The sequence below is a fragment of the Bartonella sp. SD1336NMGDW genome, from assembly GCF_042193565.1.
Taxonomy (GTDB): domain Bacteria; phylum Pseudomonadota; class Alphaproteobacteria; order Rhizobiales; family Rhizobiaceae; genus Bartonella; species Bartonella grahamii.
Window position 1 is genome coordinate 65,545 of sequence record NZ_JBHILW010000007.1, and the last position, 26,967, is coordinate 92,511.

21 protein-coding genes, 1 tRNA gene and 6 pseudogenes are annotated in these 26,967 nt (G+C 37.2%); 9 read left to right on the forward strand and 19 right to left on the reverse strand.

What is annotated here, in order from left to right; genetic code table 11:
• Window positions 1–45 precede the first annotated feature (45 nt).
• Window positions 46–2,559: a protein translocase subunit SecD gene (gene secD, locus ACFIKH_RS05550; RefSeq protein ID WP_375626215.1), complete on the reverse strand. Its 2,514-nt coding sequence runs from the start codon at window positions 2,557–2,559 to the stop codon at window positions 46–48.
• Between the two features lie 91 nt (window positions 2,560–2,650).
• The gene (locus tag ACFIKH_RS05555) at window positions 2,651–3,028 is read right to left on the reverse strand and encodes a hypothetical protein (protein ID WP_375648630.1); all 378 of its coding nucleotides are present in this window, start codon (window positions 3,026–3,028) and stop codon (window positions 2,651–2,653) included.
• A 179-nt stretch (window positions 3,029–3,207) separates the two neighbouring features.
• On the opposite strand from ACFIKH_RS05555, the gene ACFIKH_RS05560 reads away from it, so the two are divergent.
• The 3 genes from ACFIKH_RS05560 to ACFIKH_RS05570 all read left to right on the forward strand — a co-directional run bounded on the left by ACFIKH_RS05560 (window position 3,208) and on the right by ACFIKH_RS05570 (window position 7,366).
• Window positions 3,208–5,583 carry a mechanosensitive ion channel domain-containing protein gene (locus tag ACFIKH_RS05560; protein WP_375651892.1) on the forward strand — a complete coding sequence of 792 codons (2,376 nt, stop codon included), beginning with the start codon at window positions 3,208–3,210 and terminating at the stop codon, window positions 5,581–5,583.
• The gene (locus tag ACFIKH_RS05565; protein WP_375626209.1) at window positions 5,577–5,849 is read left to right on the forward strand and encodes a hypothetical protein; all 273 of its coding nucleotides are present in this window, start codon (window positions 5,577–5,579) and stop codon (window positions 5,847–5,849) included. The genes ACFIKH_RS05560 and ACFIKH_RS05565 overlap by 7 nt, the downstream gene beginning before the upstream one ends.
• Before the next feature lie 560 nt (window positions 5,850–6,409).
• Window positions 6,410–7,366, forward strand: a complete 957-nt coding sequence (locus ACFIKH_RS05570) for an outer membrane protein (protein ID WP_375671152.1) — start codon at window positions 6,410–6,412, stop codon at window positions 7,364–7,366.
• Between the two features lie 326 nt (window positions 7,367–7,692).
• Here ACFIKH_RS05570 and ACFIKH_RS05575 read toward each other — a convergent pair.
• Window positions 7,693–8,052, reverse strand: a pseudogene (locus ACFIKH_RS05575) (hypothetical protein); the annotation flags it as partial.
• A gap of 177 nt (window positions 8,053–8,229) precedes the next feature.
• Between ACFIKH_RS05575 and ACFIKH_RS05580 the strand changes: the two are divergent.
• Together ACFIKH_RS05580 and ACFIKH_RS05585 are read left to right on the forward strand one after the other, a co-directional pair.
• Window positions 8,230–8,423: pseudogene (locus ACFIKH_RS05580) on the forward strand (hypothetical protein); the annotation flags it as partial.
• Window positions 8,424–8,429: 6 nt separating this feature from the next.
• Window positions 8,430–8,729: pseudogene (locus ACFIKH_RS05585) on the forward strand (BrnA antitoxin family protein).
• A gap of 51 nt (window positions 8,730–8,780) precedes the next feature.
• On the opposite strand, the pseudogene ACFIKH_RS05590 reads toward ACFIKH_RS05585, so the two are convergent.
• Window positions 8,781–9,307 (reverse strand): annotated as a pseudogene (locus ACFIKH_RS05590) (antA/AntB antirepressor family protein).
• 59 nt (window positions 9,308–9,366) lie between these two features.
• Here ACFIKH_RS05590 and ACFIKH_RS05595 point away from each other — a divergent pair.
• The 3 genes and pseudogenes from ACFIKH_RS05595 to ACFIKH_RS05605 all read left to right on the forward strand — a co-directional run bounded on the left by ACFIKH_RS05595 (window position 9,367) and on the right by ACFIKH_RS05605 (window position 10,551).
• Window positions 9,367–9,621 (forward strand): hypothetical protein, encoded by a 255-nt coding sequence (locus ACFIKH_RS05595; protein ID WP_375626205.1) that lies wholly within the window; start codon window positions 9,367–9,369, stop codon window positions 9,619–9,621.
• 68 nt (window positions 9,622–9,689) lie between these two features.
• Window positions 9,690–10,278 (forward strand): annotated as a pseudogene (locus tag ACFIKH_RS05600) (lambda exonuclease family protein).
• Window positions 10,279–10,346: 68 nt separating this feature from the next.
• Window positions 10,347–10,551 (forward strand): annotated as a pseudogene (locus ACFIKH_RS05605) (helix-turn-helix transcriptional regulator).
• A gap of 99 nt (window positions 10,552–10,650) precedes the next feature.
• On the opposite strand, the gene ACFIKH_RS05610 reads toward ACFIKH_RS05605, so the two are convergent.
• From ACFIKH_RS05610 to rpmH, 8 genes are all read right to left on the reverse strand, one after another.
• Window positions 10,651–10,735: transfer RNA gene (locus tag ACFIKH_RS05610), tRNA-Leu, on the reverse strand.
• A 112-nt stretch (window positions 10,736–10,847) separates the two neighbouring features.
• Window positions 10,848–11,468 (reverse strand): 2,3-bisphosphoglycerate-dependent phosphoglycerate mutase, encoded by a 621-nt coding sequence (locus ACFIKH_RS05615; protein WP_375627231.1) that lies wholly within the window; start codon window positions 11,466–11,468, stop codon window positions 10,848–10,850.
• Between the two features lie 28 nt (window positions 11,469–11,496).
• Window positions 11,497–12,309, reverse strand: coding sequence for a 4-hydroxy-tetrahydrodipicolinate reductase (dapB, locus tag ACFIKH_RS05620; protein WP_375626501.1), 813 nt, complete (start codon window positions 12,307–12,309; stop codon window positions 11,497–11,499).
• A 1,041-nt stretch (window positions 12,310–13,350) separates the two neighbouring features.
• Window positions 13,351–14,043: a glutathione S-transferase family protein gene (locus ACFIKH_RS05625; protein WP_208439566.1), complete on the reverse strand. Its 693-nt coding sequence runs from the start codon at window positions 14,041–14,043 to the stop codon at window positions 13,351–13,353.
• Between the two features lie 138 nt (window positions 14,044–14,181).
• Complete coding sequence (yihA, locus tag ACFIKH_RS05630; RefSeq protein ID WP_273788101.1) at window positions 14,182–14,826, reverse strand: ribosome biogenesis GTP-binding protein YihA/YsxC; 645 nt, start codon at window positions 14,824–14,826, stop codon at window positions 14,182–14,184.
• Complete coding sequence (gene yidC / locus ACFIKH_RS05635; protein ID WP_375671154.1) at window positions 14,823–16,661, reverse strand: membrane protein insertase YidC; 1,839 nt, start codon at window positions 16,659–16,661, stop codon at window positions 14,823–14,825. The genes yihA and yidC overlap by 4 nt, the downstream gene beginning before the upstream one ends.
• Entirely contained in the window at window positions 16,651–17,043 is a 393-nt protein-coding gene (gene rnpA, locus ACFIKH_RS05640; RefSeq protein WP_015856278.1) for a ribonuclease P protein component, read from the reverse strand. Before rnpA ends, yidC begins: the two co-directional genes overlap by 11 nt.
• 117 nt (window positions 17,044–17,160) lie before the next feature.
• Window positions 17,161–17,295: a 50S ribosomal protein L34 gene (gene rpmH, locus ACFIKH_RS05645; RefSeq protein WP_005864709.1), complete on the reverse strand. Its 135-nt coding sequence runs from the start codon at window positions 17,293–17,295 to the stop codon at window positions 17,161–17,163.
• Window positions 17,296–17,897: 602 nt separating this feature from the next.
• Here rpmH and ACFIKH_RS05650 point away from each other — a divergent pair.
• Window positions 17,898–18,959, forward strand: coding sequence for an Mrp/NBP35 family ATP-binding protein (locus ACFIKH_RS05650; RefSeq protein ID WP_375626510.1), 1,062 nt, complete (start codon window positions 17,898–17,900; stop codon window positions 18,957–18,959).
• Window positions 18,960–19,355: 396 nt separating this feature from the next.
• Here ACFIKH_RS05650 and ACFIKH_RS05655 read toward each other — a convergent pair whose 3' ends face one another.
• From ACFIKH_RS05655 to ACFIKH_RS05685, 7 genes are all read right to left on the reverse strand, one after another.
• Window positions 19,356–20,147 carry a pyrroline-5-carboxylate reductase gene (locus tag ACFIKH_RS05655; protein ID WP_375627239.1) on the reverse strand — a complete coding sequence of 264 codons (792 nt, stop codon included), beginning with the start codon at window positions 20,145–20,147 and terminating at the stop codon, window positions 19,356–19,358.
• A 55-nt stretch (window positions 20,148–20,202) separates the two neighbouring features.
• The gene (locus tag ACFIKH_RS05660; RefSeq protein WP_330168884.1) at window positions 20,203–20,448 is read right to left on the reverse strand and encodes a hypothetical protein; all 246 of its coding nucleotides are present in this window, start codon (window positions 20,446–20,448) and stop codon (window positions 20,203–20,205) included.
• Window positions 20,449–20,550: 102 nt separating this feature from the next.
• On the reverse strand, window positions 20,551–20,919 hold the full coding sequence (locus tag ACFIKH_RS05665; RefSeq protein WP_375627263.1) for a YraN family protein: 369 nt from the start codon (window positions 20,917–20,919) through the stop codon (window positions 20,551–20,553).
• 4 nt (window positions 20,920–20,923) lie between these two features.
• Complete coding sequence (gene rsmI, locus ACFIKH_RS05670; RefSeq protein ID WP_375648616.1) at window positions 20,924–21,811, reverse strand: 16S rRNA (cytidine(1402)-2'-O)-methyltransferase; 888 nt, start codon at window positions 21,809–21,811, stop codon at window positions 20,924–20,926.
• A 1,734-nt stretch (window positions 21,812–23,545) separates the two neighbouring features.
• Complete coding sequence (locus tag ACFIKH_RS05675; protein ID WP_375671157.1) at window positions 23,546–25,210, reverse strand: 4Fe-4S dicluster domain-containing protein; 1,665 nt, start codon at window positions 25,208–25,210, stop codon at window positions 23,546–23,548.
• 3 nt (window positions 25,211–25,213) lie between these two features.
• Window positions 25,214–26,134 (reverse strand): electron transfer flavoprotein subunit alpha/FixB family protein, encoded by a 921-nt coding sequence (locus ACFIKH_RS05680; RefSeq protein WP_375653860.1) that lies wholly within the window; start codon window positions 26,132–26,134, stop codon window positions 25,214–25,216.
• A gap of 51 nt (window positions 26,135–26,185) precedes the next feature.
• Window positions 26,186–26,932 (reverse strand): electron transfer flavoprotein subunit beta/FixA family protein, encoded by a 747-nt coding sequence (locus tag ACFIKH_RS05685; protein WP_375627246.1) that lies wholly within the window; start codon window positions 26,930–26,932, stop codon window positions 26,186–26,188.
• Window positions 26,933–26,967: the final 35 nt, after the last annotated feature.

Consider the following 26,967-nt stretch of genomic DNA (forward strand, 5'->3'; position numbering starts at 1 on the left):
TATGAGAAGAGAGGCGAAATGTATCATACGTATTAAAGGGCATTTTTATTTCACTTTGGTATTCGCACGATTATTTCGTTCACGCCACCAATTTCCTAGCAGGAGTAAAATAGGAGCAGCAATAAAGATAGAGGATGATGTTGCAATAATAATCCCAAAGACCATGGGCAATGCAAAATTATGCACAGCACTTCCACCCCATATCGCCATGGGGAGCATAGCAAGAATTGTTGTGGCTGATGTAAAAAAACAACGTACAAGAACCTGATTAATTGACAGATCAATCAGCTCGCGCAACGGCATTTTTTTATAAAGACGCATATTCTCGCGCATCCTATCATAGACGACAACTTTATCATTTATAGAATATCCAACAATTGTTAAGAGTGCAGCGATAGCCGTTAAATTAAAATCAAATTGAAATAAAGCAAAAAAGCCAATCATTTTTGTGGTGTCTAGAATGAGAGTGATAATTGCTCCAATGGCAAAGAACCACTCGAAGCGTAACCATATATAGAGAGACATGGCAATAGCCGCAAGAATAACAGCAGTAAAAGCAGCTGTGGCAAGCTCGCCTGAAATTTTGGGACCAACAACTTCTATTTGATCGAATGTGGTATCGGGATAGATATTTTGTACAGCTGTTTTGACCTTATCAATGGCGATGGTTTGTTGTGCTTCGCTACCGCTTTGTTTCTGCATGCGAATTAATACGGTATTTTCGTTATCAATATTTTGCAAGGTAACTTCACCAATATTAAGAGTAGAAAGCTTGGAACGCAGAGTTGCTAGATCTGCTGGTGCTTTCGTGGTAATACTCATTTGGCTTCCGCCAATGAAATCAATTCCGAAATTCAATCCAGGCTTAAAAAAGAGAAAAACTGAAGCCATTGATAAAACAATTGAGACGCCAATACCAATGAAGCGTGCTTTCATAAAGTGGAAAGTTGTGTTTTGTGGCAGGATGTTGAAAGCAGAGTGAATATGCAATTTTTTAATTTTCCATTTACGAACGATCCAAATCATGATGATGCGTACAATGGTGATATTTGTAAACATGGAGATGATAATACCAAGCAACATTGTTACGGCAAAACCACGAACGGGACCAGTACCGAACCAAAATAGTAAGACGGTCGCTATAATTGCTGTAACATTTGCATCAACAATGGTTGCAAAAGCGTGTTTAAATCCACGATCTAGGGCTGCAAAAGCACCCACACCTTTTCGACTTTCTTCACGGATACGTTCATTGATGAGAATATTAGCATCAACGGCAATACCGATGCCTAAAATAATACCAGCAATACCAGGCAGGGTAAGCGTAGCTCCCAAAAGACTCAGTGCAGCAAATGTTAAAATCGTGTGTAGAGCTAGTGCTATATTGGCAATTAATCCCCAAATGCGGTAGAGAAGAAAAATAAAAATTGCAACAAGAATAAAGCCAATTATGCCGGTGTAAAGTCCCATTTGGATGGCATCAGCACCAAGATTTGGACCTACGGTTCTCTCTTCAATGACCGTGAGTGGTGCGGGGAGGGAACCAGCACGAAGCAAAGCAGCCAGAGTTGAGGCTTCTTTTGGGTCAAAGTTTCCTGTAATTTGGCCTTGTCCATTGGGAATGACACTATTGATGGTCGGAGCGGTTAAAACCTTATTATCTAAAACAATAGCAAAAGGACGGTTAATATTTTGTCGTGTTATATCGGCAAATATTTTTGCACCAGCGGAATCTAGAGTAAATGAAATAATGGAACGTCCTGGTATTTGGGGGTCAAAACCTGCACGGGCATCTTTCAGGACATTTCCATCTAAAGCGATTTGATCATAAATCGCATAATGTTGTGTTGCATCAGTATATCCAGGAAGAATAGAAACACCTATAGGGGGATTATTGGGGTCCACATTAGAAGGAACAAGATGAAAACTCATCTTAGCGGTTGTTCCTAAAAGATCACGTAGTTGTTTTGGATCTTGTAGTCCGGGCAATTGGACCATAATACGATCATTTCCGACCTTTTGGATGGCTGGTTCTGAAACACCAACTTGATCTATACGGCGACGGATGATTTCTAAGCTTTGTTCAATAGCATTGCTTACACGGTCTTTTATACCAGCTTCCGTTAATGTGACGCGGAGAGTTTCATTTTGAGCACTGATCGTGATGTTATGTTCTGTTGTACCAAAGCTACTGTGTATGGGGGTTATTAATGTTTTCAAAGCAGAGAGTGCTTTTTCAGTTTGCGATGGATCAGAAATAAGGGCAATAATGCTATCTTCAACGATACGCACACTTGAGGTGCGGATTTGTTTTTCACGCAATACATTGCGTACACTGCCTAAAACTATGTGTAACTGATCGCGTTTTAACGTTTTGCTATCAACCTCGAGCAGGAGAGAAGAGCCTCCTTGAAGGTCAAGACCAAGTGCTACACGGGTGTCGGGTAAGAATTTCGAGTTTTTAACTTGTTCGTATGAAAATAAATTGGGTAAGGCAACATAAATGCTGCTTAAAAGAATAAAACAATAAAGGGTAGTTAACCAACCAGGTGTACGCATGATATATTCCGCTAATAGGCAATCTAACAGTTATTCAAAGTTAAAAGCACAAGTAAAATAAGATGATCGTTTTATATTCAAGGAAGAGAATTTAAGTGTGTTCATTAGGAGGAGCGCGTTTATTTGAGAAATATTGCGTTTTAACGCTACGAAATCGCGTATCAATAGCTGGAATCTTTATTAAAAAGAAATCCAATATTAGGATTTTTTGAAGGGTTCTCGTAAAAATAGATTCTGTATGGAGTGTTACAAGTTTTTTGTTTTCAGTTGTGGTAACATTCAACTGATCACGCTTATTGTGTAAATCAAATCTATTCGTTTTAATGGTATTATTAGTGTGTGACTGTTTGATTAAATAGGCACGCGTTCCTAGGTTGCTCGTCAAGAATACACCTAAACTGGATAGAAAAATCCAAGTTGTCAAAGGAAGAAAATTTTCTTTTTTGCAATAGAGGTGCAAAAAACACATGCTAGAGTGCCTTCTTTAATCTTATTGAGTTCAGCTTATTTATTATCCTTTTCTCTTATTATCAGTATTATAGGATAAGGGAAAGCTTTTATAAGATTATTCTACAAAAGTTGAAAATATCTGCTTTATACCATATTAAGGAGGGGGGATAAAATCCTTTTTGTGCGCATAAGGTCGATATGTATTCATTTTGTAGAGAAAACATCCACATACTTTTCCTTCTTTTGGGGATTATCTTTGTATTTAATTCTGGTGCATGGGGGAATAGGGGTGCACAAAATACAATTGTCGAACAAACAATAGATTCTTATTCAGTTGATGAAATTATTCAACAACAACAGTTGATTATTGAGACTCTTGAAGAAAATAGTGAAACTTTAAAAAGAGATTTTGACAGAAAGTCAGAAGATGAGCGTTCTTTAGAAGAATTGCGGTTACGTGCACAAGATATCAGTGAACGTGCTATTGAGGCAGCATTTGTTTTGCGTCCTCCTCTTAATGAGATTAATACACTTCTTGATCAATTAACAGAGCTTCATCGTGACGTAAAAAAACTGAAAAGCTCAGTGAAAGAGTATTCTTACTTGATAGAGCAAAAAGCTAAAATTAACAGTATCATGCTTCGTTTTGAAGAAATTTTCTTAGCGGCAAATGGGATAGCTGAACTTTCTATTTCTCAATCTCGGGAGCTTTTTAAACGCACGCTTACGTATAGGTTTGAGTTTTCGATTCCGATGGTTAAACAGCTCGCCCAAAAAACAAAAGAGGCTTCATCAGATTTTCTTTTGTTGTTAAATTCTTGGTGGAATTTTATATTTTATTTCAAGTTGTTACAACTATTTCTTTCCTTTTTAATTCCACTTTTTATCACTTTGGGTCTTTCGTATTTTTCTCGAAAAGTTCTTGTTCATGTGTATTGCCACTTTAGGAAGTCTAATGAGGAAATATCTTATTTACAACGCTTATTGATCGCCTTTATTTCAGTTCTCTTACCTTCGCTTATATGTACTCTTTGCGTTTATCTTGTGTTGTTTTTGTTTCGTAGTTTTAACTTAGATCTAGGTAAGCTTACAACAGTTTTTGATATGATAGGTTGTCAGATTATTTTAGTATTTTTAATCAATCGCTTAGCAATTGTTCTTTTATCTTCGAATATGCCCCATGCGCGTCTTCTCAGTATTGCACCATCGTCTGCTTATCAATTAGTGATTTTACTCACTTCTTTAGCGGGTGTGTTGGCATTTGATGCTGTTCTTGATAGTATTTATCAAATCATTTCAGCGCCTCTATCTTTGACAATTGCTAAAAGTTTTATTGCTGTTTTTCTTGTAGCGATATTGCTGTTTATAATATCATTTGTACCTTTGCGATTTAGACGTAAGCGTTTTCAAGGAGAAAAAAAAGAACCATACTTTTGGCCATTTTATATACGCATTCCTCTTATTGGCTTGGGGGTACTGCTCTTTGTGTTAAATCTTTTAGGTTATGTTGGTCTTGCACGTTTTATTATGCAGCAAATTATGATTGGTGGAGCATTTTTAGTTCTCATGTATTTAGGAATACAAAGCGCTCAAGCACTTGGAACTAAAGGCCAATTTATGAAAACAACGGTTGGTCATCTTTTGATGCAGAGGTTTCATTTAGAAGAAAAAACGATGAATCAATTGGGAGTTTTTGTGAGCGTTTTTCTTAATTTATTTGTTGTTGTATTTTGTGCAATGCCAATTGCTGTACAGTTTGGATTTTCCTATTCTGATTTGAAAGCAGTATTGTGGCAATTGGTTACTGGTTTTCAGATTGGAAATATTACTCTTTCTTTGATTTCTATTATAACAGGAATTATTTCTTTTTGTGTTTGCTGGTTTCTTATTCGCCGATTTATTGGTTGGTTAGATAGTGTGGTGTTGGTCCATGGAGAGTTTGATTCTGGTATACGGAATTCTATCAAAACAGTGATAAGTTATGGAGGCGTTGTTGTGTCTGCTTTGACGGGATTGTCAATGGCAGGTTTGGATCTTAGAAATTTCGCTCTTATTGCTGGAGGACTTTCACTTGGTATAGGTTTTGGTTTACAGAATATTGTCCAAAACTTTGTCTCTGGACTTATTATTTTAGTTGGCAGACCGTTTAAAATAGGAGACTATATAGAATCTGGATCAGTAGGTGGTGTTGTTAAGCGTATTAGTGTGCGTGCAACGGAACTTGAGACCATTCAGCGTAAGACGATTATTATTCCCAATTCAAGCCTTATTAATAACAACGTTAGTAATTGGACTAGACGTAATAAAGTAGGACGAATTGATATACCAGTTACTGTATCATCTAAAGTTGCTCCAGAGCATGTTGCTGAAATTTTGTTGGAGATTGCTTTTGCAACAGAAGGCGTTTTAAAAAATCCTACCCCGCAGGTGAGTTTTACAGCATTTGATCATAAGAGTTTTTCCTTTAATTTAGCTATTTATGTGCCTAATATTACCTCACCTTCTCATGTAACCAATGCTCTTCGATTTGTCTTATATAAGCGTTTTGCTGAGGAAGGAATCTTAGAATGCTGAAATATATTTATGCTTTGATTACAGTTATTCTATTGAATATTTTTACCATAACAGCTTTTGCCGCAACAGTGAAGAATACAGATTTAAAGGTACAGTCTCTCATTGTTGTCGAGGGAAGTATACCTTCAAAAGTTTCTTTAAATACTCATCAAACAATTACAATTTGTATGAAGGGATGTTTTATAACTTTTCCTAATAAAGACCGTTTTGCAATAAAGGCAGATGATAATATAGAAATCAGTAGGGGAAGAGCAATTTTTAAATAAAATGATTGAGAATTTTTATTTAGAGATAATGTTTAGAAGGATAATGATATTGTCGTATTAATAATCTCATCCTTTAGAAAATGGTAGAAAAAAGGTATGATTGTAGTATAAAATAGGTATATTTTTTATACTATATAGAATCTAAAGTATGCATTTTGGATATAAAAATATTGAGGTATTTATAATATTTTTAATGAATATCGATTTTTTAAAAATAGTTACATCATTTTTAGAATTTTTCTCATAAAAAAATTTATAAAATATACTATTTTGTTATTTTTTGCGTTTGTTTTGATACAAAATGCTTTATATTTTATCATTTAAAAAATATAATAGGTATTTTTATTAAATATTTATTATTTGAAGTATTCATTATTCTAATATTTTAAAATTTATTTGATAATATTAAATTTTGATGTAATTATATATTAATCTAGTGATAGATTTAAATGTAACTATAAAGGAGTACATGCGATTTTTCGGCATAAGATTTTATAAAACTTTGTTTTTCTAAATGTGATTTTTGATTATATTTAAATTTAGCAATGGGGTATAATTTTATGAATACAAAATTTATAACAGCATCTTTTTTTTCTTTGATTTCATCTTCTATAGTACAGGCTGCAGATGTGGTGGCTCATGAGGAGCCAGTACACGTTGCCTCAGAAGTTGTTGCTTCTTCACCTTTTTCTTGGGCAGGTATTTATTTCGGGGGGCAAGTGGGTGGCTTTTCAGGTAAGACTTCTGCAATGACGCGTGATGTTGATATTCCTCTCTATCCTGATGAGGAGAGTAAAAGTAAACCATGGATACCTGTCGAGAAACAGTATATGCCTGAGCTTTCTGGATTTATAGGTGGTTTTTATGCAGGTGTTAATTTTGATCTCGGTAATAATTTTATTGTGGGGATTGATACGGATATGCTTTTAACGGAAAAAAAGGATACAAAAACAAGATTTCATGCTGATGAATCGAGTGCTGGTGGAACGGGCACTGAAGGAGCGGGCACTGAAGGAGCGGGTACTGAAGGAGCGGGCACTGAAGGAGCGGGCACTGAAGGAGCGGGCACTGAAGAAAAAAGTCGAAAAAGGGCAAAACTTGTCAAGGGCCAGGGTAGAGGCTTTTCTCGCTCTCTTGCAGAGGGTAAAGAAGAGAAAAACAGTTTAACTTTTAATCATACGTTAAAACAAAAATGGACAGGTGCTACACGGGTGCGTGTTGGGTTTTCTGCGGGGCGTGTGATGCCTTATATTGCTGGTGGTGTCGCTTATGGACAGTTTCAAGATATTTTGTCGACAATAATTACGGGAGATGAGCCTTTTAATAGGACATCAGATGTAACAAAAACAATGATTGGTTATACTCTCGGTGGTGGTGTTGATTTTGCAATGACAGATCATCTTGTTGTGCGTGCGGAGTATCGTTATTCAGATTTTGGTAAAAAGAAATTTAAAGACGAGATTGAAGTTAAGTATAAGACGAATGATTTTCGCGCAGGAATAGCTTACAAATTCTAGTTTTGTAGGATAAAGGAGCTTAAATTTAAAAGGTTCTATCTCTTTGATAGGGCCTTTATTTTTTAAATGGTATGCATTGTAAATGCTATTTTATAGTGAAGAAAGGGTCTTTGATTTTGAGTGATGATGAGGAGATAAGAAAGAATTATTTAAATTCTTAATTGTTAAGAATAAAAATTCTTTGGTTCACAAGGTATAGTTAAAATATTTATTTGCAAAGAAGGAATGATTCGTTTTTTGTATTATTGCGGTTATCACATGATAATATCGTTATAGCGTTAAAAAAGTAAACTTAAAGATAGTTTTTCTATCTAAACAATTAGAAGATGAAGAAAATTCAACATGGCATTACGGTGCGCTCTTCCAAACTCACGGGCTGCTCTCTTTACTTCTTCACGGTCGACGGTTGTTTCGCGTAGTCGTTCAAGTGCAATTTTTTCGCTTTCAAGCGGAACTTGCATCTGCTCCAGTGTCTATTTTGTATTCATTGGCTCCATCTGTGGAGGCTTGTTTTATCTTTGTCTGTGGTTGTCCATCAGGCGCTAAAAGTGAAGCAGGGCGCTTTGTTGGATTCTCATTCCATATGGCGATTGCAAGAGCTTCATTGATAGAACCATCTTCAAAAAGAGCCTCATCAAATTTTCCTGTTTTAAATCGTGAAAAACCGTATTAGGAGAGACACGCATCTTTTTCACAAACGCACGAACCGATATGCTATGCCGTTTTTTTTATTCATAGTTTCTCTATTTTGAATGATTTGTCTGAATTATTGTACACTTTAATTTTATTGATGGTGTGATATTTTTCGTGTACATAAAAGTATATGAAGATAGTGTAGGATGGACCAATAAAGAGCTTTAAACATTGATAAACATAAGCTTGATTTTGCTGATGTTATTTACTTTGACTGGGAACATGCTCTTATTGATGCACAAATTCAAATCGCATGAGGGCTATTGGACATTTTTCTGATGGCATCGTAGTTGTTGTTTTTGCAAAGCTTGGCAATGAAGCGGTGTCCATTATCAATTTTCCTCAAGAGAATAAGAAAGAGAGGTTTTCAATGACTAAAAAAACCTTTGGAACAGGATGTGGCTACACAAAAGAAGATTGGGACGCTGTGGATTCCCCACCACTAACAGATGAAGAACTTGTAGGCCTAAAGCCAGCTAAAGAAGTTTTACGTGCTTCTTTTTTTATATGTAGCACAAGAACGCCGCAAATATGGGCGTCTACCAGTTGAATCTCCCAAATAGGCGGTTACTTTATTTCTTTACCAAAACGTTATTGCCTCTTTGTAAGAAACCGGGGAGAGATTGGCGCGTGCGTATGGGGAAGTTTTAAAAAAGCAAGTGGTATCTAAACCAACCACCTCCTCATTTTTAAGAAAGAGGAGGGGATTTCTGTTTTTTACTTATGCAGCTTTCATGAAAGATCTTTTTAAGACCTGTTTTACTTCTTTAATGAGAGCTTTATAATGTTCAAGTTCTTTTTCGAGTCCATTTGCATCTAACAAACGTTTTATCATCAATCCTAAGATCTCTTCAACACCGGCAGGTTTTTTTAAACACTCATAAGAAAATAATTCATAATCAACAGATTGGCTTTTCAACTTTTTTCGCATTCAATAAAATAGCGACATGTTTGACGTCCTTTCTTATTGCGTTTAACCATTGAGAACTCTTTTGCTATATCTAATCTAAGGTGATAATTAATTGCTGTAACAGCCCTAGATTTTACGCTTCCCAATTTTGGGAACCGCAAATCTTGTGTTTTTATGAAATCTTTTCCTTCTTCAAATTTATACTGATTAATACGATCTGTAATCCAATTAGAAAAACGTTTTCCTATTCCAAAAAATGTGTGCAACTCGCGTGCGTTTACTGTTTGAACAGCTTCCGGATTAATAACCTGTTCTCTAATTTCTATAAGATTGTTCATAAATAACTCCTTGTGTTTAGATGTTTTTGATTGACACTCAATAAAAGGAATATTTCCTTTTGATGCTACAGGGAGCAAAAATAACATCCAAGCGGTTGGTTCTACTCTCACCTACGCACGATGGAACAATGCTTCTTTCAGGTGTCTCTCTTGAACAAATGAATGAGATCAGAGAATTAATAGAACAGACAAGATCGGATGAAAGTAAGCTTCTCTCTTTCATAGGAGTAAAAAACTTCACAGATATGTCTTATAAACAAGCACAAACCGCTTTGTTTTCTTTGAAAAAAAGCAATGCTCTCGCAAATGAATAAAGCACAACAAGAGCAACAAACGGCGGTGTGAGATGGAGCAACGAACAGCAGAATAGTTTCAAGCACGCTTGGGTAAAGTCACCGCATCTAATGTCTACAGCGTACTCAGTAAGGCAGCAAAATGTTTTCTGAAAAGCAAATGTGAAGATTACAAAATGAAACTCATAATAAGAGCGCTTAACAGGAGAAATAAGCCAATCTCATACAACACCTGCTATGCAATGGGGCATTGAACATGAGGATGATACCTTGAAAGAATATGCATTCATTTATAATGTCGATATAATAGAATGTGGATTCATCCAACATCCTACAATAGAAATAGTTGATGCAAGTCCTGATGGGTTCATTGGAGAGGACGGTTTAATTGAAGTCAAATGTTCACAATCAACGACTCATCTTCGTTTTTTTGTATATGACGAAATCAAGCCAGAATATCACGTACAGATGCAATTCCAAATGGCATGCACCGGACGCAAATGGTGTGATTTCATGGACTATAATCCAAACTTTGTAGGTAAATCTACTGGTTTGAGAATGAAAATCAAACGCATCCTCCATGATGAGAAACACATTGAAGAGATTAATAAAACTGTTGAAACCTTCTTAGCGGAAATAGAACAAGAGATGCACAAGATTTTGACAAAAGCCGCTTAAACCTATGGGGGTGCTTCCCCCAACACCCCCGCCCATTTAATTAATATAAAAAAGAGAAAGGCAATGAGATGATACTTGATGATGGAGATAGATATGTAACAACCCGTGAATGTGCAAAGCTTTTTAGTGTATCCACAACCACAATTTGTAATTGGGTATTTCAAAGGGGTATTTCCAGAACTATATAAGCTAGGTAGAGCAGTGAGGTGGAGAAAGAAAGAGATCTTAACCGTCACTCCAAAGAAAAATAAGGAGAAAATAGGAGTAAATTAGGTAAAGTTGTATAAACCGTATAAGGTGGTCTAAAAGCTGGTCTGAAAATGGCTATTTAAAGAAAAAATCTATATATTTCAATATGTTTAATAAATAAAATGGTGCCCAAAAGAGGACTCGAACCTCCACGCCTTGCGGCACAGGTACCTGAAACCTGCGCGTCTACCAATTCCGCCATCTGGGCTCATAAAATTGATCTAAGCGTATGAAGCAATTCTGTCAATGAAATTATAGAATTTATTTTTTTAGCTTAAAACGATTGAATTGATTTTTTGGGAGATCATGATTTTAGAAGTTTAAGGTGCGAGGACTGTCTTCGATAAAATTGTTGAATCCGGACTAAATGTATAAATAATAGGAATGCCGGTTGCTAATTCTTGAGATATAATTTCCTCACCGGAGAGGCCTTCAAGCGCCATAATAAGAGCACGAAGAGAGTTTCCATGCGCTGCGATCAAAACAGTTTGGGAGCGCAAAATATGAGGCTGGATGTGGTAAAGATAATAAGGCCAGATGCGCGCACCGGTGTCGCGTAGGCTTTCTCCATTCGGGGGCGCAATCGTATAAGAGCGGCGCCACATTTGCACTTGCTCTTGTCCCCATTGTTGGCGTACTTCATCTTTATTTAAACCAGAAAGATCACCATAATTACGTTCATTTAATGCGGGATTTTTTATCACTTCTAAATCTGATTGTCCCATTTGCTCTAAAATGTGCTGAGCCGTTTTTTGAGCACGCTGTAAGGCAGATGTATAAGCGATATCAAACTTCAAACCATATTCTTTCAGTTTTTTTCCTGCTTCTATCGCTTCTGCATGACCTTTTTCTGTTAAATCGGGATCTTTCCAACCGGTAAAAAGGTTTTTGAGATTCCATTCACTTTGTCCATGACGAATTAGTACAAGTATGCGTTCCATTATGAATTGCCTCTATTCTATTGATTGTTTAAAATTCATCGTTCAATCCCAAAACATCGAGCATTGAATAAAGACCGTTTTCATGATTTTTTGCCCACAAAGCTGCTTTTAATGCGCCATTGGCAAAGATAGAGCGTTCTTGCGCTGTATGTGAAAGAACAATGCGCTCATGGGAACCGGCAAAAATGACACTGTGTTCTCCAACAACTGTTCCACCACGTGAACAAGAAAAGCCAATGGAGCCTTTTTCGCGTTTACCTATATAACCATTGCGTTCGTTGACACGCACATTTTTAAGCGTAACATTGCGCCCTTCAGCTGCTGCTTGGCCAAGAAGAAGGGCTGTTCCAGAAGGGGCGTCAACTTTGTTCGCGTGATGCATTTCATAAACTTCGATATCAAAATCATTGGCTTCTAATGCTTTAGCGGCTTTCTTTACAAGGTTGGCCAAAAGATTTATTCCAAGGCTCATATTTCCGGATTTGACAATTGTTGTATATTTCGCAAAATCTGCAATTTTTTCTTCTTCTGTTTTGCTAAATCCTGTGGTGCCAATAATATGGACAAGGCTTTTTTGAGCAGCGTAGTTAGCATAAAGAATACTGGCTTCTGGTTGAGAAAAATCTAAAATACCTTCTGTGTTAGAAAAGGCATTTTCAGGATCGTCAGTAATGCCAATCCCAAGAGAATCTGAACCAATTAAGGCACTGGCATCTTTTCCTACAAACGGTGAGCCTTTGCGTACAAGAACAGCACAAAGCTCTACATCTTTCCTCTGTTGGATTGCTGTAATGAGTTCACGTCCCATTCTCCCATTTGCACCAACAACTGTAAGGCGCATTCTTATCTCCTTATAATACTTCACTGTGCAGTATAGGCAAATTCTTGCCTTCTTTCCAATGGTTCTTTTTCTTTATAGGAAAAAATTTTTCCTGCTTTAATTTATCTTCTTGTGCTGTAAAACACTGTTGTTTAGAGCAAGTGATATAAGATTTACAAATTTAAATTAGAGATGTTTTTCGTTAGAGTGTGTCATGAATATTCCTAAATAAGGTTTGCTTATGAAACCTAATGAAGATTGTGTATTACTTCACGTTTTTGTTTCTTTCGTTCTTTAAGGGGGGCGTTCTTTATGCAAAACAAGATCTCCCAAACAAATACACCTATGTTGTCAATTTATGCTTTTCTTTAATATTTTTTCACACACCAATTCCATGTGTGATGCTTAAGCAAGCGATATTGATTGTTTCAAATTTGATGAAGGTAATGAGAAAAAGGTATTTGGAATTGATGATTCAAGTTAAAAAAACGATTATTTAATCATTTTATATCAATATGTTATCCATTAATAAAATCACGTAAAAGGGGGTAGAAATAAGGGACCAACAAGAAGTTGAATTGTTTATACATGAGAATTGGTCGGATTCTTTATCTTTTAGGAAAGTCAGTTGAAAAAATTGTTATGTTGTAAAAACGCATGATGAGGCTTTGTTTGTTATAGAGAAAATAGTATATATGTTATGTAGTGCGTTTTTTCATATATTGAGGAGAATGGAGGATAACATGTGTTAAGTATTGTTATTTTATTTGCCTAGCTTCCAGTGATGCTACAGCTCTTATATTTAAAGAGATTCTTTAAAGTCTTTTCTTAAATAATTTTTATTCCTATGCTAATCTTTTTTGTGATACGTCAAGAAAGTGATTTTTTTCATGCATTATAAGGGGGGATGAAATAAGAAAATATTATGGGGGGCTTATTCTCTGTTTAATATGATTCTAAATCAATGTATTACCGTATTGTTTATACGCATGCATAAAAATTCATAAGCCTATAAATATCCTTTAGATAAAATATCGTTTTTACTTTTTTTGTGGAAGAAGGCTAGAAATCAAGATCTGCATAGTGAGCACTTGCAACAATTCCGCGGACGCGATCTGTTAAAAGAGAACGAAAAGAAGGGCGTGATTTAATTCTCATATACCAGTCTTTGGCAGCAGGAGATTGTTCCCAGTCAATTTCCCCTAGAAAGTCAAGTACAGAAATAGAGGCTGCTGCTGCTAGGTCTGCATAGGACAAGGCAGAACCGACTAAGCTATCGCGAGAGGCACAGAGCCAGTTGAGATAGTTCATATGTGGTAAAATATTGGCACGTGCATTGCGTAAAATTTGTGAATTAGGAGCACCACCACCAATGGCAAGTGGCATTTCACGTTTATGGATTCGTTCTCGTACGATATGGCGCGTTGCTTCATTTTCGAATTTATTTAAGAACCAGTCATTGAGACGGCGTACTTCCGCACGATCTAAAGGATTTTCCGGAAAGAGCTTATTGTCTTGTCGTAAACTTCCATGTGTTTCGTCTAAATATTCGCAGATAACAAGAGGACCTGATAATGGAACCTCGTGTTCATCGAGAAAAACAGGAACATGACCAGCGGGATTGAGGGCTAGAAATTCGTGTCTTCTTGCCCATTCATATTCTTCAATCAGTTGAGTGGTTACACCATATTCCCCAAGAATGAGGCGTATGAAGCGCGAGGCAGCGGATAGGGGAGAGTGAAAAAGTGTCAGCATAATTTACACTATCAAATAGAGTTGATGAGAATTCTTTCAAGTAATCATTTTTATAAAGATGCTTGACTAGAAGTACAAGATCATTAGCAGCTGCTAGTAATTATAATTAATAAATTGTTAATAATAGCAATTGTTCTTTTATGCGATGGTTTGCAAAATGGCAGCACGTAATTCTTCTAAACCGAGAGCTTTTTCTGAAGAGGTTACAAGAAGCTCAGGATAAGCTGCCGGACGTTTGAGAAGCTTTGTTTGTGTGCTCATAATTAATTTTTCCAAGGCATTTGATTTGATTTTATCGCTTTTTGTCAAAACAATTTGATAAGAAACGGCTGCTTTATCAAGGAGAGCAAGAACATCTTCATCATTGTTTTTGATTCCGTGTCGTGAATCAATTAAGATATATACACGTTTTAATGTTGTGCGCCCCCGTAAATAGCTAAAAATCAAATTTGTCCACGCATCGACCAGATTTTTAGGAGCAGCAGCGAAACCATAACCAGGCATATCTACTAATGCTAGAGGGGGAAGATCTCCCAGCTGTCCACTGAAGCCATCGGGGACAAAATAATTAAGCTCTTGAGTCCGTCCTGGTGTATTTGAGGTGCGTGCTAAGCTTTTTTGTTGGACGAGTGCGTTTATTAAAGATGATTTTCCAACATTGGAACGTCCTGCAAATGCAATTTCTGGTGGTCCTTCAGGGGGGAGAAAGCGTATTGCTGGTACACCACGAATAAAAATCCAATTGCGAGAAAAAATTCCAGAAAGGGAAGAATCTCTTGTCATTCATGCACTTCTTTTTTGGGTGATTTTCTCCACATGGTTTTCAGATTATCGAAAAGCTCAATTTTAACTCCTTGGCGCTTCATCATGATACCTTGCTGAATGATTGATAATATATTGTTCCATGCCCAATAGATAACGAGACCAACAGGAAAAGAGGCGAGCATAAAAGTAAAGACAACAGGCATCCATGTGAATATCATCGCTTGCGTTTGGTCTTGAGGAGCGGGATTCATACGCATTTGTAAAAACATCGTTATTCCCATAATCAAAGGCCATGCACCAATCATAAGGAATGTTGGAGTTGTATACGGTAAGAGACCAAACAAGTTAAAAAGAGAAGTTGGATCGGGTGCCGCTAAATCTTCAATCCAGCCAAAGAAAGGGGCATGGCGCATTTCAATGGTGATATAGAGAACTTTATAAAGAGCAAAGAATATTGGGAATTGAACCAACATTGGCCAACAACCAGCAAGGGGATTAATTTTTTCGGTTTTATATAGTTCTATTATTGCTTGTTGTTGCTTGGTTCTATCATCGGGATATTTTTCTTTTATTTCTAGCAACCGCGGTTGTAAAAGCTTCATGCGTGCCATAGATTTATAAGATTTATTGGCTAGAGGAAAAAGAAGAGTTTTTAAGAGCACCGTGACAAGAAGGATGGCGATACCAAAATTTCCTGTTTGTTTATAAAGGACATCAATGAGAGAAAACATTGGTTTGGTGATGAAATCAAACCAGCCCCAATCAATTAAAAGAGCAAACTTTTTGATTTTTAGGTCATTTTGATAGTTATTAATAATTTCAACTTGTTTTGCACCAGCAAAAAGCCGATTTGTAATAGTTTTTGTTTCATTTGGAGCAATCGTTAAAAGCGATCCTAGTAAGTCAGACTGATAATGCGTTTGCAAACGATCAAAATAAATAAAACGGCTTGTATATTCTTTATTTTGCGGGGGAATAACTGCTACAGCCCAATATTTATCGGTAATACCAATCCAACCTCCTGTTACTTTGGAGAAAGTCATGCTCTTTTGCCCATTATCAGGATTTGGATCAAGCTCTGCTAAGGTTTTATATTTTTCAGTTTTGAGCGAATCTCCTGCAATACCTATCATACCTTCATGAAGTAAATAGGTTGCATTTGTATGTTCTGGTGGTGCTGCACGAGCAACGCGGGCATAGGATGAGAGATATATTGGTTGATCACTTTCATTGCTGATAGAATCTTCAATGGTAAACATGAAATGATCATCAACAGAAAGAATACGCCGGAAGATCTGTCCTTGTCCATTATTATAAATTAAAGTGATAGGTGTTGAAGGAGTCAGGATTGTATTGTTTCCCTCTATTTGCCATTGTGTATCCGATTGTGGCAAAGCTTTTGCTGGTAAAGATGCACTTGCAAAACCAAATTCAGCAAGGTAGGTCGTTTTGAAACCCTTAGGATTCAGCAAATCGATTTCCGGTGATTTTTTATCGACTGTTAAACGATATTTTTTGAGGTGAAGATCATCAAATTGTGCACCAACAAGATTAATAGAGCCTTCCAGTTCATTGGTTTTGATCGCAATACGCTTTGTTTTGGCCAATACAGCTTTCCGGATTTCAGGTGTCATTGGCTGTTCGATGATAGATGTTGCTTGATGCGTTGAGGTATCGTCAGAAAAATTCGTCGTGGTAGTAGAAAGGGTTGATTGTTCTTTTGACAATTGCTGTGTGATGACTTGTTGTTTTTGTAACTTTGCTTGTTTGGGAGCAACATGAAGAAATTGCCATGCGATGAGCACTACGAAAGATAAGCCAATAGCGATAAAGAAATTGCGGTTATATTCCATCCGTACACCCTTGTTGTTGTTGCTGATGTTTTATTTTTGGTTTTATTCGCCGATTTAATTCACTAATTAAGGATGTAAAAGGCGCATGTAACGCATCACGATATGCTACAATGACATAGTCTGTTCCTGCTTCCATGTGGTTTGTTACACCAACTCTTACGGCTTCACGCAAGCGCCTTTTGATACGATTGCGTTTCACAGCATTACCGTTTTTACGGGTAACCGTGAAGCCTACACGTGCAACAAGAGAATCTTTTCTTTCTGTTGTTTGTTCACGAGATTTAACTTCGAGCAAAAATAAAGGACCACGCCGCTTTTCTCCTGTACGGACAGCCAAAAAGTCTGCTCTTTTGCGAATACGGCAGGGATGTTTTTTCTTCATAAAAGAACATTTCGCAATTTCACTAAATGCCTGCAAGCAGGCATTAGAGGTTCATAACAAAAGTTTCACAACGAAGAAATGGTGAGCAATCCTCAACGGTTGTGAAAATTTAAATGGTTAAGCAGAGAGCCGCTTACGTCCACGAGCACGTCTTGCAGCAATAACTTTACGTCCTCCAGCTGTAGCCATGCGTGCACGAAACCCATGGCGGCGTTTACGGACAAGTTTAGAGGGTTGGTAAGTACGTTTCATTTATTTAAATACCGCGGAGTGCGGCCCTTCTTAATCTTCGTTTTATGAGCAGTTATGCGCGAGATGAACGATTTTATCCTATCATACGGCTGTTAACCCATAAGGAAAAATATAAAAAAAGTCAATCTTAGATTGTTTTTCTCGCTCTTGAAAGAATACAAAACACCTTACAACCGTCTGTGATATTTTTTTACGATACTGTAAGAGTGTCAGAAATAACGATTGAGTCTACAGAAAATAAATGACTAGGGCGTTAAAGAATTAAAGAAAGTGTGACTGATTACTGTATACTCAATTTAAAGTATCCTTTAATATTAAAAAAATTTTTTCAGTTTTTGTTTTTACAAAATTTTTATCAGAACATTCATTAAATTGGTTGTAGAAAAATACGATTGATAGGATTTTATAGCAGATTTTATGTTTGAGATTCTTTATTTAAGGATGGTTTCATATTTTTAAAGAGAAAAGAGAAAAGAGATAAGATATAAGTAATTTATACTTTATAATTCTGAGTAAAGTAGAAAATTATCAGGTGATGAACCTGTAAGTATTTTTCGTTCTTATGCTTGTATTTGCTGGTATTTTTATAGAGAGGAAAGAACTTGGATTCTATTACAAGTGAGGCTGTCCGCAACGTATTACGTAAAATCAAAGGACCAGATCTTGAAAGCGATATTGTGTCGTTGGGGCTTCTTTCAGAAATATTGATTGCTGATGGTAAGGTTTTTTTTTCCATTACAGTTCCTGATGGAGGTGTGCAAGAATGGGAATCATTGCGTCGTTCTGCTGAAAAGATGGTATGTGCTTTGGAGGGAGTGGAATCTGTTGTTGTCACACTTACAGCAGAAAAAACAACAAAGGCAGCACCTAGACGGAGAGCAAATCTCTTACCGATCAAAATGCCCATAGAAGGTGTGCGGCATGTGATTGCTGTTGCTTCTGGAAAAGGAGGGGTCGGAAAATCGACAATGGCAATAAATATCGCCTTAGCTTTACAAGATTCTGGTTTCAAGACGGGGGTGATGGATGCTGATATTTATGGTCCATCTTTGCCGCGTTTGACAGGACTTGTTAATCAAAAACCACAGCTCATTGAAGAAAAAAAGATTCAACCTCTTGAAAAATTCGGACTTAAATTGATGTCGATGGGATTTTTGGTTGAGGAAGAAAAGCCGGTAGTATGGCGTGGTCCTATGGTTATGGCAGCGGTAACGCAATTGTTACGAGACGTTTTATGGGGACCTCTGGACGTTTTAGTCGTTGATATGCCGCCCGGTACAGGGGATGCACAACTAACGCTTGCACAACAGGTACAGTTAACAGGTGCGTTGGTTGTCTCTACGCCCCAAGATCTTGCTTTAGTGGATGCGCGTAAAGCAATAGAAATGTTTATGAAAGTCAATGTTCCTATTTTAGGAATTATTGAGAATATGAGTTATTTTATCGCTCCTGATACGGGAAAACGCTATGATATTTTTGGCTATGGTGGTGCACGGGCAGAAGCGGAACGTCGAGAAGTCCCTTTCTTAGCGGAAATACCGCTTGATGCAGCTTTACGATTTTTTTCAGATGAGGGGACCCCTATTTTTGTTGCTAAGCCTAGTAAAGAGCATACTAAACTGTATCGTAAAATTGTTGATCAAATAAAAAATCAACTTTTTTAAATGGATATTTGTTTGAGAAAGTTTATTAAAACACAATCATGGAAGACGTAAAAATAGTTGCTTCTTTGTAAGGGGAAGTTTTAATGTGTGAGTAGAGTATATAGGTTAAATAAACAAAAAATTATTCATGCGTTTGGATAACCTGAAGGGGACCCAAATTAGAAGAGATAGAACCATGAGGTAGAAAAAATATTGGTATTGAGGATAAAAGAAGAAGACAGAAAATAAAAATAATTTAGAAAAATTGTAAAAGGTTGTAAAAAATATTTTAAAAATCAATTCTCTTCATAAGATGATATCTTTTTCAGGTGTAAAAAGCATTTTTCGATATGAGTTTTCTTGATATAAATCTTCAACATTTAGCTCTTTCTTATTGAGATGATAAAAAAATGTTGGTCAAGTCTTTTTAGAAGCATTCATTTTTTGCAAAGTAGCCTCAAGAGCCGTTGTTAAAGCATTCCTTCCCCCTTGATGAGAAAAGTAATTTGACAAAAATTCATTTGTTCCACCCTTTGTTGAAAACTCTTTTTCAAGCAGTGCAAAATCGAGAAGTGCAGAACGATCAGTTGCTATAGTTTTACGCATTTCATCCGTAAGATTTCCAAACATCATGGTAAGGAATTCTGCTGATTGCTGTTTTTTTAACCCTTGTGTTATAAACCACTGATGGGCTGTTTCTATAAAATTAAAATATACTCCCATCAGAGAACCAGCTGTCATAAAAAGATTAAACTGCTCTTCCTTATCCAGCACCAATGTGCCCCCCAATGCGTCAAATAAAGTGCGTAAGAAGGGATGATCGGGATAGATTGGTGTCAAATTTTTGCATTCTGCAACAAAAGGTAATGGAACAGCACGATAAACTTTATGATTAATCCACTCTTCTATTTCTGCTGCTTTTGCCATAGCAAGTACGGAAATAACCAGCTGTTCTGGACGAAAACGAAGAGAGCGCAAAACGTCTTCTGCAATTTGGTTGGGTAAGCAAAGAAAAACACAATCACTAACATCGAGCAATGTTTGGTTATTTTCAGCAATCATAACTTTGTTATAAGTGTTTGAAAGGCGCTCTGCTGTTTGTGCATTGCGAGGTGAAACAACAATAGAAGAAACATCAAAGGTGCTTGTCATTAAGCCATTCACCATTGAAGCACTGATTGTACCCGTTCCTAAAAAGCCAAGTCTCATTTCTATTTCTCAGTTTTACAATTTAAAAGGAATCTTAATCAACATCTCAAGTGTTTTAACTAACATAAACGCTAATTGAAGAAGCAACACATAACATAGCAAAAATAATCAAGCCCAAATAGATTTTAGGCTTGTCAAAGAGAACGGCAAAAGCAGAAAACCAACCAACAACAGCTGCGGCTAATGCAAATAAAAAACCTGGTTTATTCATAAGCACAATATGCATTGCCATTAAACCACCAATAATCAGCGCTCCAAAAACAATGAGCAAACCTGTTGCAAACTTTTCATAATCATCCATATTTCACTCCTTATAGCGCTCAATTATTACACACTTTTTAACGCACATGCACATAAAAACGAAATGTTTTTTATTGAATATGGTTAAAACGGGGGCTGCCTTTTATTGATCAGATGTAAAAAATGCAGGGATATGCTGTGGCCAACGCCAAGGTAAAACTGCAATTAAATCAAAGCGTACAGATAAAAGGGCATAATCTTTTTGCCGTGCGAGCCAAATATCGGCAGCTGCTTCAATTCGCCTTTCATTCATTCGGGAAACCGCTTCCATTGCTTCAGCCAACGATGAACGTGCTTTAACTTCAACGATTAACACAAGATTTCCACGTCGTGCAATTAAATCAATTTCCCCACATTTTGTTTTAAAACGCCTTTCGGCAATGTGAAACCCTTTGCAACGTAGCCACCAAGCGGCCAATTTTTCTGCACGAATCCCTCGATAAAAAGACTTTTGTCTACGTTTTTTTTGTATCATTTTACGCATTTTTTAAAAAGATTAATCGCTGAAAAAGTTCCTGCTTTTTAAAACCGGTCTCTTTTGCAACCAAAGCTGCTGCTTGAGCAGCAGAATGTGTCCGTGCGCGTTCTAATAGCATTTCATCAATTTCTTGATCACTTATCACATTTAAAGAAGAGGATGATTCTCCAACAAGCACAACAATCTCCCCACGAATATGTGCTTGTTTTCTGTAATTTTCCAACAAATTCCCTAAATTGGAAACATCTACTGTTTCAAACTTCTTTGTTAATTCACGACAAATGGCAGCAGGTCGATCAGCCGAAAAAAGAGTGACCATATCCTGTAAAGTTTCAACAAGACGATGCGGTGATTCATAAAAAATCAAAGTTGCTGGAATCTCTTTTAATTGTTCCAACCGTTTTCTGCGCTGTAGCTTGCGTGCACTCAAAAAACCTGCAAAAAAAAAGCTATCAGTAGGAAGCCCTGTCGGTATAAGAGCGGCTAAAAGAGCAGATGCTCCAGGAATAGGAATAATTTTATGACCAGCTTTACGGGCTTCTTCCACCAATCTAAATCCAGGATCAGAAATAAGTGGTGTTCCCGCATCTGACACAAGCGCTACTGTTTTGTTTTCTGCTAAAGCCGCTAAGAGCTTCGGACCCGCTTTTTGCGCATTATATTCATGATAGAGAAAAGGTTTTTTTTGAATACCGTAACGTTCCAACAAAACACGTGTTACCCGCGTATCCTCACAGGCTAAAATATCAATTCCTGCAAGCACTTGCAAAGCACGAAGCGTAATATCTGCAAGATTTCCTATAGGCGTTGCCACAAGATAAAGCCCTGATTCTATAACGGGTGCAGAATAAGCATGCGCACCTATAAAATATGCTTTTTCACACATGCTCTTTTCTTTTCATCAAATTTCCCTCACCACAAGATTTTTATCCATACTCATAAGTCATTTTGGCTCATTTTTACCAGCACATTTTTTATCCTTATAAAGGCTTACCTTACTCGAATAATCGATTACTCTCTAATAAGATAATCTCATCTTTAACGTCTTAATCTAACATTATTATCTATTTTGATCTGCGTTATCTTTTTTAGTAAAAAAAATTCCACCAATATTCTATCAGCTCCATGATTTTCTATAAAGTTTTTCCTTCGAGAACCAAAAAACAATTTTACCTATGCCACCATCTCACGCTTGGCTGTGCTCTTTTAAAACTAAGATTTTTAGATTATTTCCATAACGCCTATCTTTCAAATATTCTCTTGATATCCAAACTATTTTTCTGAGAAAATATAAACAGCCTGTTTTGAAACATAAACAGCTAACTGTATTGTTATTGATCAAATATAAGCCCTTATCAGCAAAATATTTGATTTTTTCATATTCTCTACAGCTTTAACAGTATGAATGAGTACCTTAGAAATGTTTAAGGCTAATTTTTATCTTAAAGATTTGATTTATAACGGAGAGTTTATCATTTTGCATATTGATTAAGAGCTATCTCTTAAAAACAAGCCCATAAATATAATGCGTAAAAAGCGGGGATAATCCGTGGTCTTTTCTTTTTAAAAGATATTGTGATTCTTTTGAAAGTTCTAAAACTGAATGGACAGATGATAGTAAAGAGGAAAACAGGTTTTTTCCTTTCAGATTTTATATTCTTGCTAAATGAAGCTGTATTTTCGTTTCAGAGATTACTCAAATAGAATAGGCAATATTTTTTCTCTAACTACAAAAGCTGGAACGGCGCGCAGAGCTTTCATTAACCTTAATCTTTCTTTTAAATATATCACTTGTGTTAAATTTGGATGTTGATTGACAAGCAACAGCGAAAGCACAAGCTTTATAAGAAAAACAACCCTATAAAACGCGTCATAGAGTGGTTATGAAAGCTATTTTGGTTTTTTATCAGATGGTTTTGCTAATAGCGATAGTCTCCATGGCTTGGCATCTGCTTATTCTTACGGTGTTTGTACACATTCATTGCAGTATATTGGTAAAGGTTAGATGCAAGGCGATTATCCTTGATGAAAAAATAAAAGGTTAATGTAAGGTTAAAGATTTTTTTCGTGTCATTATCAGTAGAACCATTGAAAGGGCTTGAACAAGCATGCTCTTTATTTCGTTATCTCGCAACGTTTTTTCTACATTTGTCTGTGGTTTTCTTTAGTGAGCATTACTTGGCAAAGTTTAGGAGAAAAAATAAACTTGAAACGCATCGTCATGGCTTTTGTTCTTGGCTAGTTAAAACAATTGATGTTTCTTATGAGGGGCTAAAAGCATTTTGGATCATGTGGGAGAGGGAGCAAAGTAGAGCGGACTTATTTTCCTTCTTTTCGAGAAGCGCGGCTGTTTCTTTATTGCAGAATTTTCAAGAATATATTCATTATTGTTTTGTCATCTAGATAAAAATTTTTGATAAAAATATGTTATGTTTTGCTATTGAAAAAAGTCATACGGTGGGGAGAGTATTTTATATAAGAATAGAGTCCTTTTTACATTGTGAAAGAACGTATGCAGGAAGGTGATTGATAGATTTCTGATCTGAGGAGAATATTTTTATTCATTGCGTTTTGTATATTTCAATTTTGGGAGAGTGAACAATGATTGTACATTGGGGCATTACATATTGGGATAGAAGGGGCCGTCATTGCCTTGCGGACAGATCCAAGTGATATTTTGGTTCGGATCTTTGATATCGCATGTTTTACAATGTATGCAATTTGAAGCGTTGATCATATAAGTCAGATGATCATTATACTCTAGCCACTCGTAGACAGCGGCGGGGCAATAGCGTGTAGAGGGTCCTCCATAGATTGCATATTCGGAGTCTTTTTGTTTTTTTAATGAGGCTATTTTTAAATGGCAAGGTTGATTTTCTTCATGGTGCGTATTGGAAAGGGCAACACTTGAAAGGCGATCAAAGGTTACAACGCCATCTGGTTTTGGGTAAGCAATGGGTTGAAATTTTTCTGCTGGTTCAAGATATGCATAATCTTCCTTTTTGTGGGGGAGTGTTTTAAATAAGGAAAATCCGAACAGTTGTTGCCACCACATATCAAAACCGGCAAGTTTAATTCCATATTTTGTCCCATATTTTGCCCAGAGCGGTTTGGCATTTCGCACTTTATAAAGATCTTTGCCAATGGGACCTTTTCGCCACTGTTCTTCGATTTCTTTGACCTCATCATGGGCACGCCCTTGGGCGAGAGCAGCAGCGATTTTATCGGCAGCTAATATGCCAGATAAGATGGCATTGTGTGAGCCTTTGATACGAGGAACATTGACAAAGCCAGCAGAGCAGCCAATAAGTGCTCCACCAGGAAAGGTGAGTTTTGGTACAGATTGCCAACCTCCCTCGCTGATAACACGTGCACCATAGGAAAGACGTTTTGCACCTTTGAAGATTTCATAGAGTTTTGGATGTGTTTTAAAACGTTGAAATTCTTCAAAAGGAGAAAGATAAGGATTTTTGTAATCTAAGTGCACAACAAAACCGGCAGAAATGATATTGTTTTCTTGGTGATAAAGAAAGCCACCACCACCGGTATTATTGTCCAAAGGCCAACCCGTGAAATGTTGCACTAAACCGCGTTGGTGTTTATGGGGATCAATTTCCCAGAGTTCTTTAAGGCCAAGACCAAAATTTTGTGGTTCACGATTTTTGCTAAGGTTGAAATGTTTTATCAGTTGTTTTGCAATTGAGCCGCGTGCTCCTTCCGCAATCAGAGTATATTTTGCCAATAAAGCCATACCAGGCATATAATTTTTTCCAGGGGTTCCATCTTTGTTAAGCCCCATATCTCCGGTGAGAACACCAATGATAGCTCCGTTATCTTTTTGGATGATGGGTTCTGTTGCAGCAAAACCAGGATAGATTTCAACACCCAACGCTTCAGCTTTTTTGCTTAGCCAGCGGCAGACGCTTCCAAGCGAAACGATATAACATCCGTTATTTGATAAGATTCTGGGATGCAAAATATTGGGCAATAGTGTCGCTTTTTGAGGCTTTAGAAAAAAAAATTGGTCTTGGGTGACGGGGGTTGTGAAGGGATGGTCGTTGTCATTTCTCCATTCTGGTAAGAGTGTATCGATACCAATGGGGTCAACAACTGCGCCCGAGAGAATATGTGCGCCAACTTCGGTCCCTTTTTCAACAATTGTGACAGAAAGCTCAGGATTAATTTGTTTAAAACGAATTGCGGCAGAAAGTCCCGCAGGTCCTGCTCCGACAATGACTATATCAAACTCCATACTTTCACGTTGGTCATGCAGAGGTGCTTTCATGGTTTATAAAGCTTTCTCCAATTCTGGAACAATTTGGTGGAGATCACCTACAAGGCTGTAATCCGCAATTTGCATGATGGGAGCTTCTTCATCTTTATTAATGGCAACAATAATTTGTGCATCCATTATACCGGCTAAATGCTGGATTGCACCGGAAATGCCAACAGCGATATAGAGTTCAGGGGCAACGACTTTTCCTGTTTGTCCAATTTGCCATTCATTGGGGGCGTAGCCTGCATCAACTGCTGCGCGGCTGGCACCTAAAGCGGCATCTAATTTGTTTGCAAGAGGAAGAAGAAGTGCCATAAATTGTTCTTGAGAACCAAGACCACGCCCGCCTGATATAATAACACGTGCAGAGGTAAGATCAGGACGATCACTTTTGTTGGTTTCTGCTTTTACGAAAGAAGAAAGATTTGGATTAGGAGCTGGTGTTATTATTTTAATGGGAGCAGAATTATTTTGGGAAGGCGTTGGTGTGAAAGAAGCTGTGCGAACTGTTATAATTTTTTTATAATCATTGGTGCGGACAGTTTCAAGTACATTGCCTGCATAAATGGGTCGTTTGAAGGTATCGGGTGAAAGAACGGCGGTAATGTCTGAAATTTGCATAAGATCAAGAAGGGCTGCTACGCGTGGCATCACATTTTTCCCAGTGCTGCTGGATGCAGCCATGATCACATCATAATCATTTGCTAACGTGAGAATTGTATCTGCCATAGGCTCGGCAAGTTGATGGGCTAAATAGTCTGCTTTTGCAATAAGAACTTGCCGCACACCACTAAGTTTAGCACTATTTTCCGCTATCGTTTGAATTTTTTCTCCGCAAACCAGAATATCGATATCATTACTGAGTGCGCGTGCAGCGGTGAGCACTTTTGCTGTTTCTTCTGTATTATGATCAGCCAATAAAAGAATTGCCATAAGTTTTTGCCCTTTTATGTGAGTGTTGCTTTTACTCTAGTGGTGAGAATATTAAATGCAGTTCTTTTGTTTTAGTGCACTGACAAGCTCTGCTACATTCGCCACTTTAATACCGGGTTGACGGGGTTTTGGCTCTTCAACGCTTAAAATTGTTAAGCGTGCTTCCGTATCGATGCCAAGATCAGCAAGAGATTTTTGTTCAATGATTTTCTTTTTTGCTTTCATGATATTGGGGAGAGAGGTGTAACGCGGTTCATTGAGCCGTAGATCGGCGGTCATAACCATGGGAAGGGGAAGACAAAGAGTTTGTGTTCCATTATCAACTTCACGAGTAACTGTAGCATGCCCATTTTCTATATTAAGATGTGAGGCAAAAGTTGCCTGTCCCCAACCAAGAAGAGCAGCGAGCATTTGTCCTGTTTGATTACTATCGTCATCAATTGCTTGTTTTCCTAAAAAGACCATATCGGGTTTTTCTTCATCAACAATAGCTTTGAGAACCTTAGCAATTGCTAAGGGTTCAAGTGTTTGATCCGTTGTGACAAGAAGTGCGCGATCAGCGCCCATTGCAAGTCCTGTTCGTAGAGTTTCTTGGGCTGCTTCTGGGCCAATTGAAACAAGAAGAACTTCTGAAATTTTACCGGATTCTCTCTGGCGAATAGCCTCCTCCACGGCTATCTCATCAAAAGGATTCATAGACATTTTTACGTGAGACAGATCAACACCTGTACTATCGGGTTTGACGCGTATCTTGATGTTATAATCAACAACACGTTTGACAGCGACAATTATCTTCATAATGATCCTCTTTGTTTGTATGCCCACAAGTTTAT

What these genes read in the sequence shown, in the direction of transcription:
- dapB (WP_375626501.1), bottom strand. Translation starts at nt 12,309, where the DNA reads ATGCGCCTTACAGTTGTTGGTGCAAATGGGAGAATGGGACGTGAACTC.
- rnpA (WP_015856278.1), bottom strand. Translation starts at nt 17,043, where the DNA reads ATGAAGAAAAAACATCCCTGCCGTATTCGCAAAAGAGCAGACTTTTTG.
- ACFIKH_RS05655 (WP_375627239.1), bottom strand. Translation starts at nt 20,147, where the DNA reads ATGAGACTTGGCTTTTTAGGAACGGGTACAATCAGTGCTTCAATGGTG.
- ACFIKH_RS05555 (WP_375648630.1), bottom strand. Translation starts at nt 3,028, where the DNA reads ATGTGTTTTTTGCACCTCTATTGCAAAAAAGAAAATTTTCTTCCTTTG.
- ACFIKH_RS05660 (WP_330168884.1), bottom strand. Translation starts at nt 20,448, where the DNA reads ATGGATGATTATGAAAAGTTTGCAACAGGTTTGCTCATTGTTTTTGGA.
- rpmH (WP_005864709.1), bottom strand. Translation starts at nt 17,295, where the DNA reads ATGAAACGTACTTACCAACCCTCTAAACTTGTCCGTAAACGCCGCCAT.
- rsmI (WP_375648616.1), bottom strand. Translation starts at nt 21,811, where the DNA reads ATGTGTGAAAAAGCATATTTTATAGGTGCGCATGCTTATTCTGCACCC.
- secD (WP_375626215.1), bottom strand. Translation starts at nt 2,559, where the DNA reads ATGCGTACACCTGGTTGGTTAACTACCCTTTATTGTTTTATTCTTTTA.
- yihA (WP_273788101.1), bottom strand. Translation starts at nt 14,826, where the DNA reads ATGACAAGAGATTCTTCCCTTTCTGGAATTTTTTCTCGCAATTGGATT.
- ACFIKH_RS05625 (WP_208439566.1), bottom strand. Translation starts at nt 14,043, where the DNA reads ATGCTGACACTTTTTCACTCTCCCCTATCCGCTGCCTCGCGCTTCATA.
- ACFIKH_RS05680 (WP_375653860.1), bottom strand. Translation starts at nt 26,134, where the DNA reads ATGGCAATTCTTTTATTGGCTGATCATAATACAGAAGAAACAGCAAAA.
- ACFIKH_RS05565 (WP_375626209.1), top strand. Translation starts at nt 5,577, where the DNA reads ATGCTGAAATATATTTATGCTTTGATTACAGTTATTCTATTGAATATT.
- ACFIKH_RS05615 (WP_375627231.1), bottom strand. Translation starts at nt 11,468, where the DNA reads ATGGAACGCATACTTGTACTAATTCGTCATGGACAAAGTGAATGGAAT.
- yidC (WP_375671154.1), bottom strand. Translation starts at nt 16,661, where the DNA reads ATGGAATATAACCGCAATTTCTTTATCGCTATTGGCTTATCTTTCGTA.
- ACFIKH_RS05560 (WP_375651892.1), top strand. Translation starts at nt 3,208, where the DNA reads ATGTATTCATTTTGTAGAGAAAACATCCACATACTTTTCCTTCTTTTG.
- ACFIKH_RS05570 (WP_375671152.1), top strand. Translation starts at nt 6,410, where the DNA reads ATGAATACAAAATTTATAACAGCATCTTTTTTTTCTTTGATTTCATCT.
- ACFIKH_RS05675 (WP_375671157.1), bottom strand. Translation starts at nt 25,210, where the DNA reads ATGAAAGCACCTCTGCATGACCAACGTGAAAGTATGGAGTTTGATATA.
- ACFIKH_RS05685 (WP_375627246.1), bottom strand. Translation starts at nt 26,932, where the DNA reads ATGAAGATAATTGTCGCTGTCAAACGTGTTGTTGATTATAACATCAAG.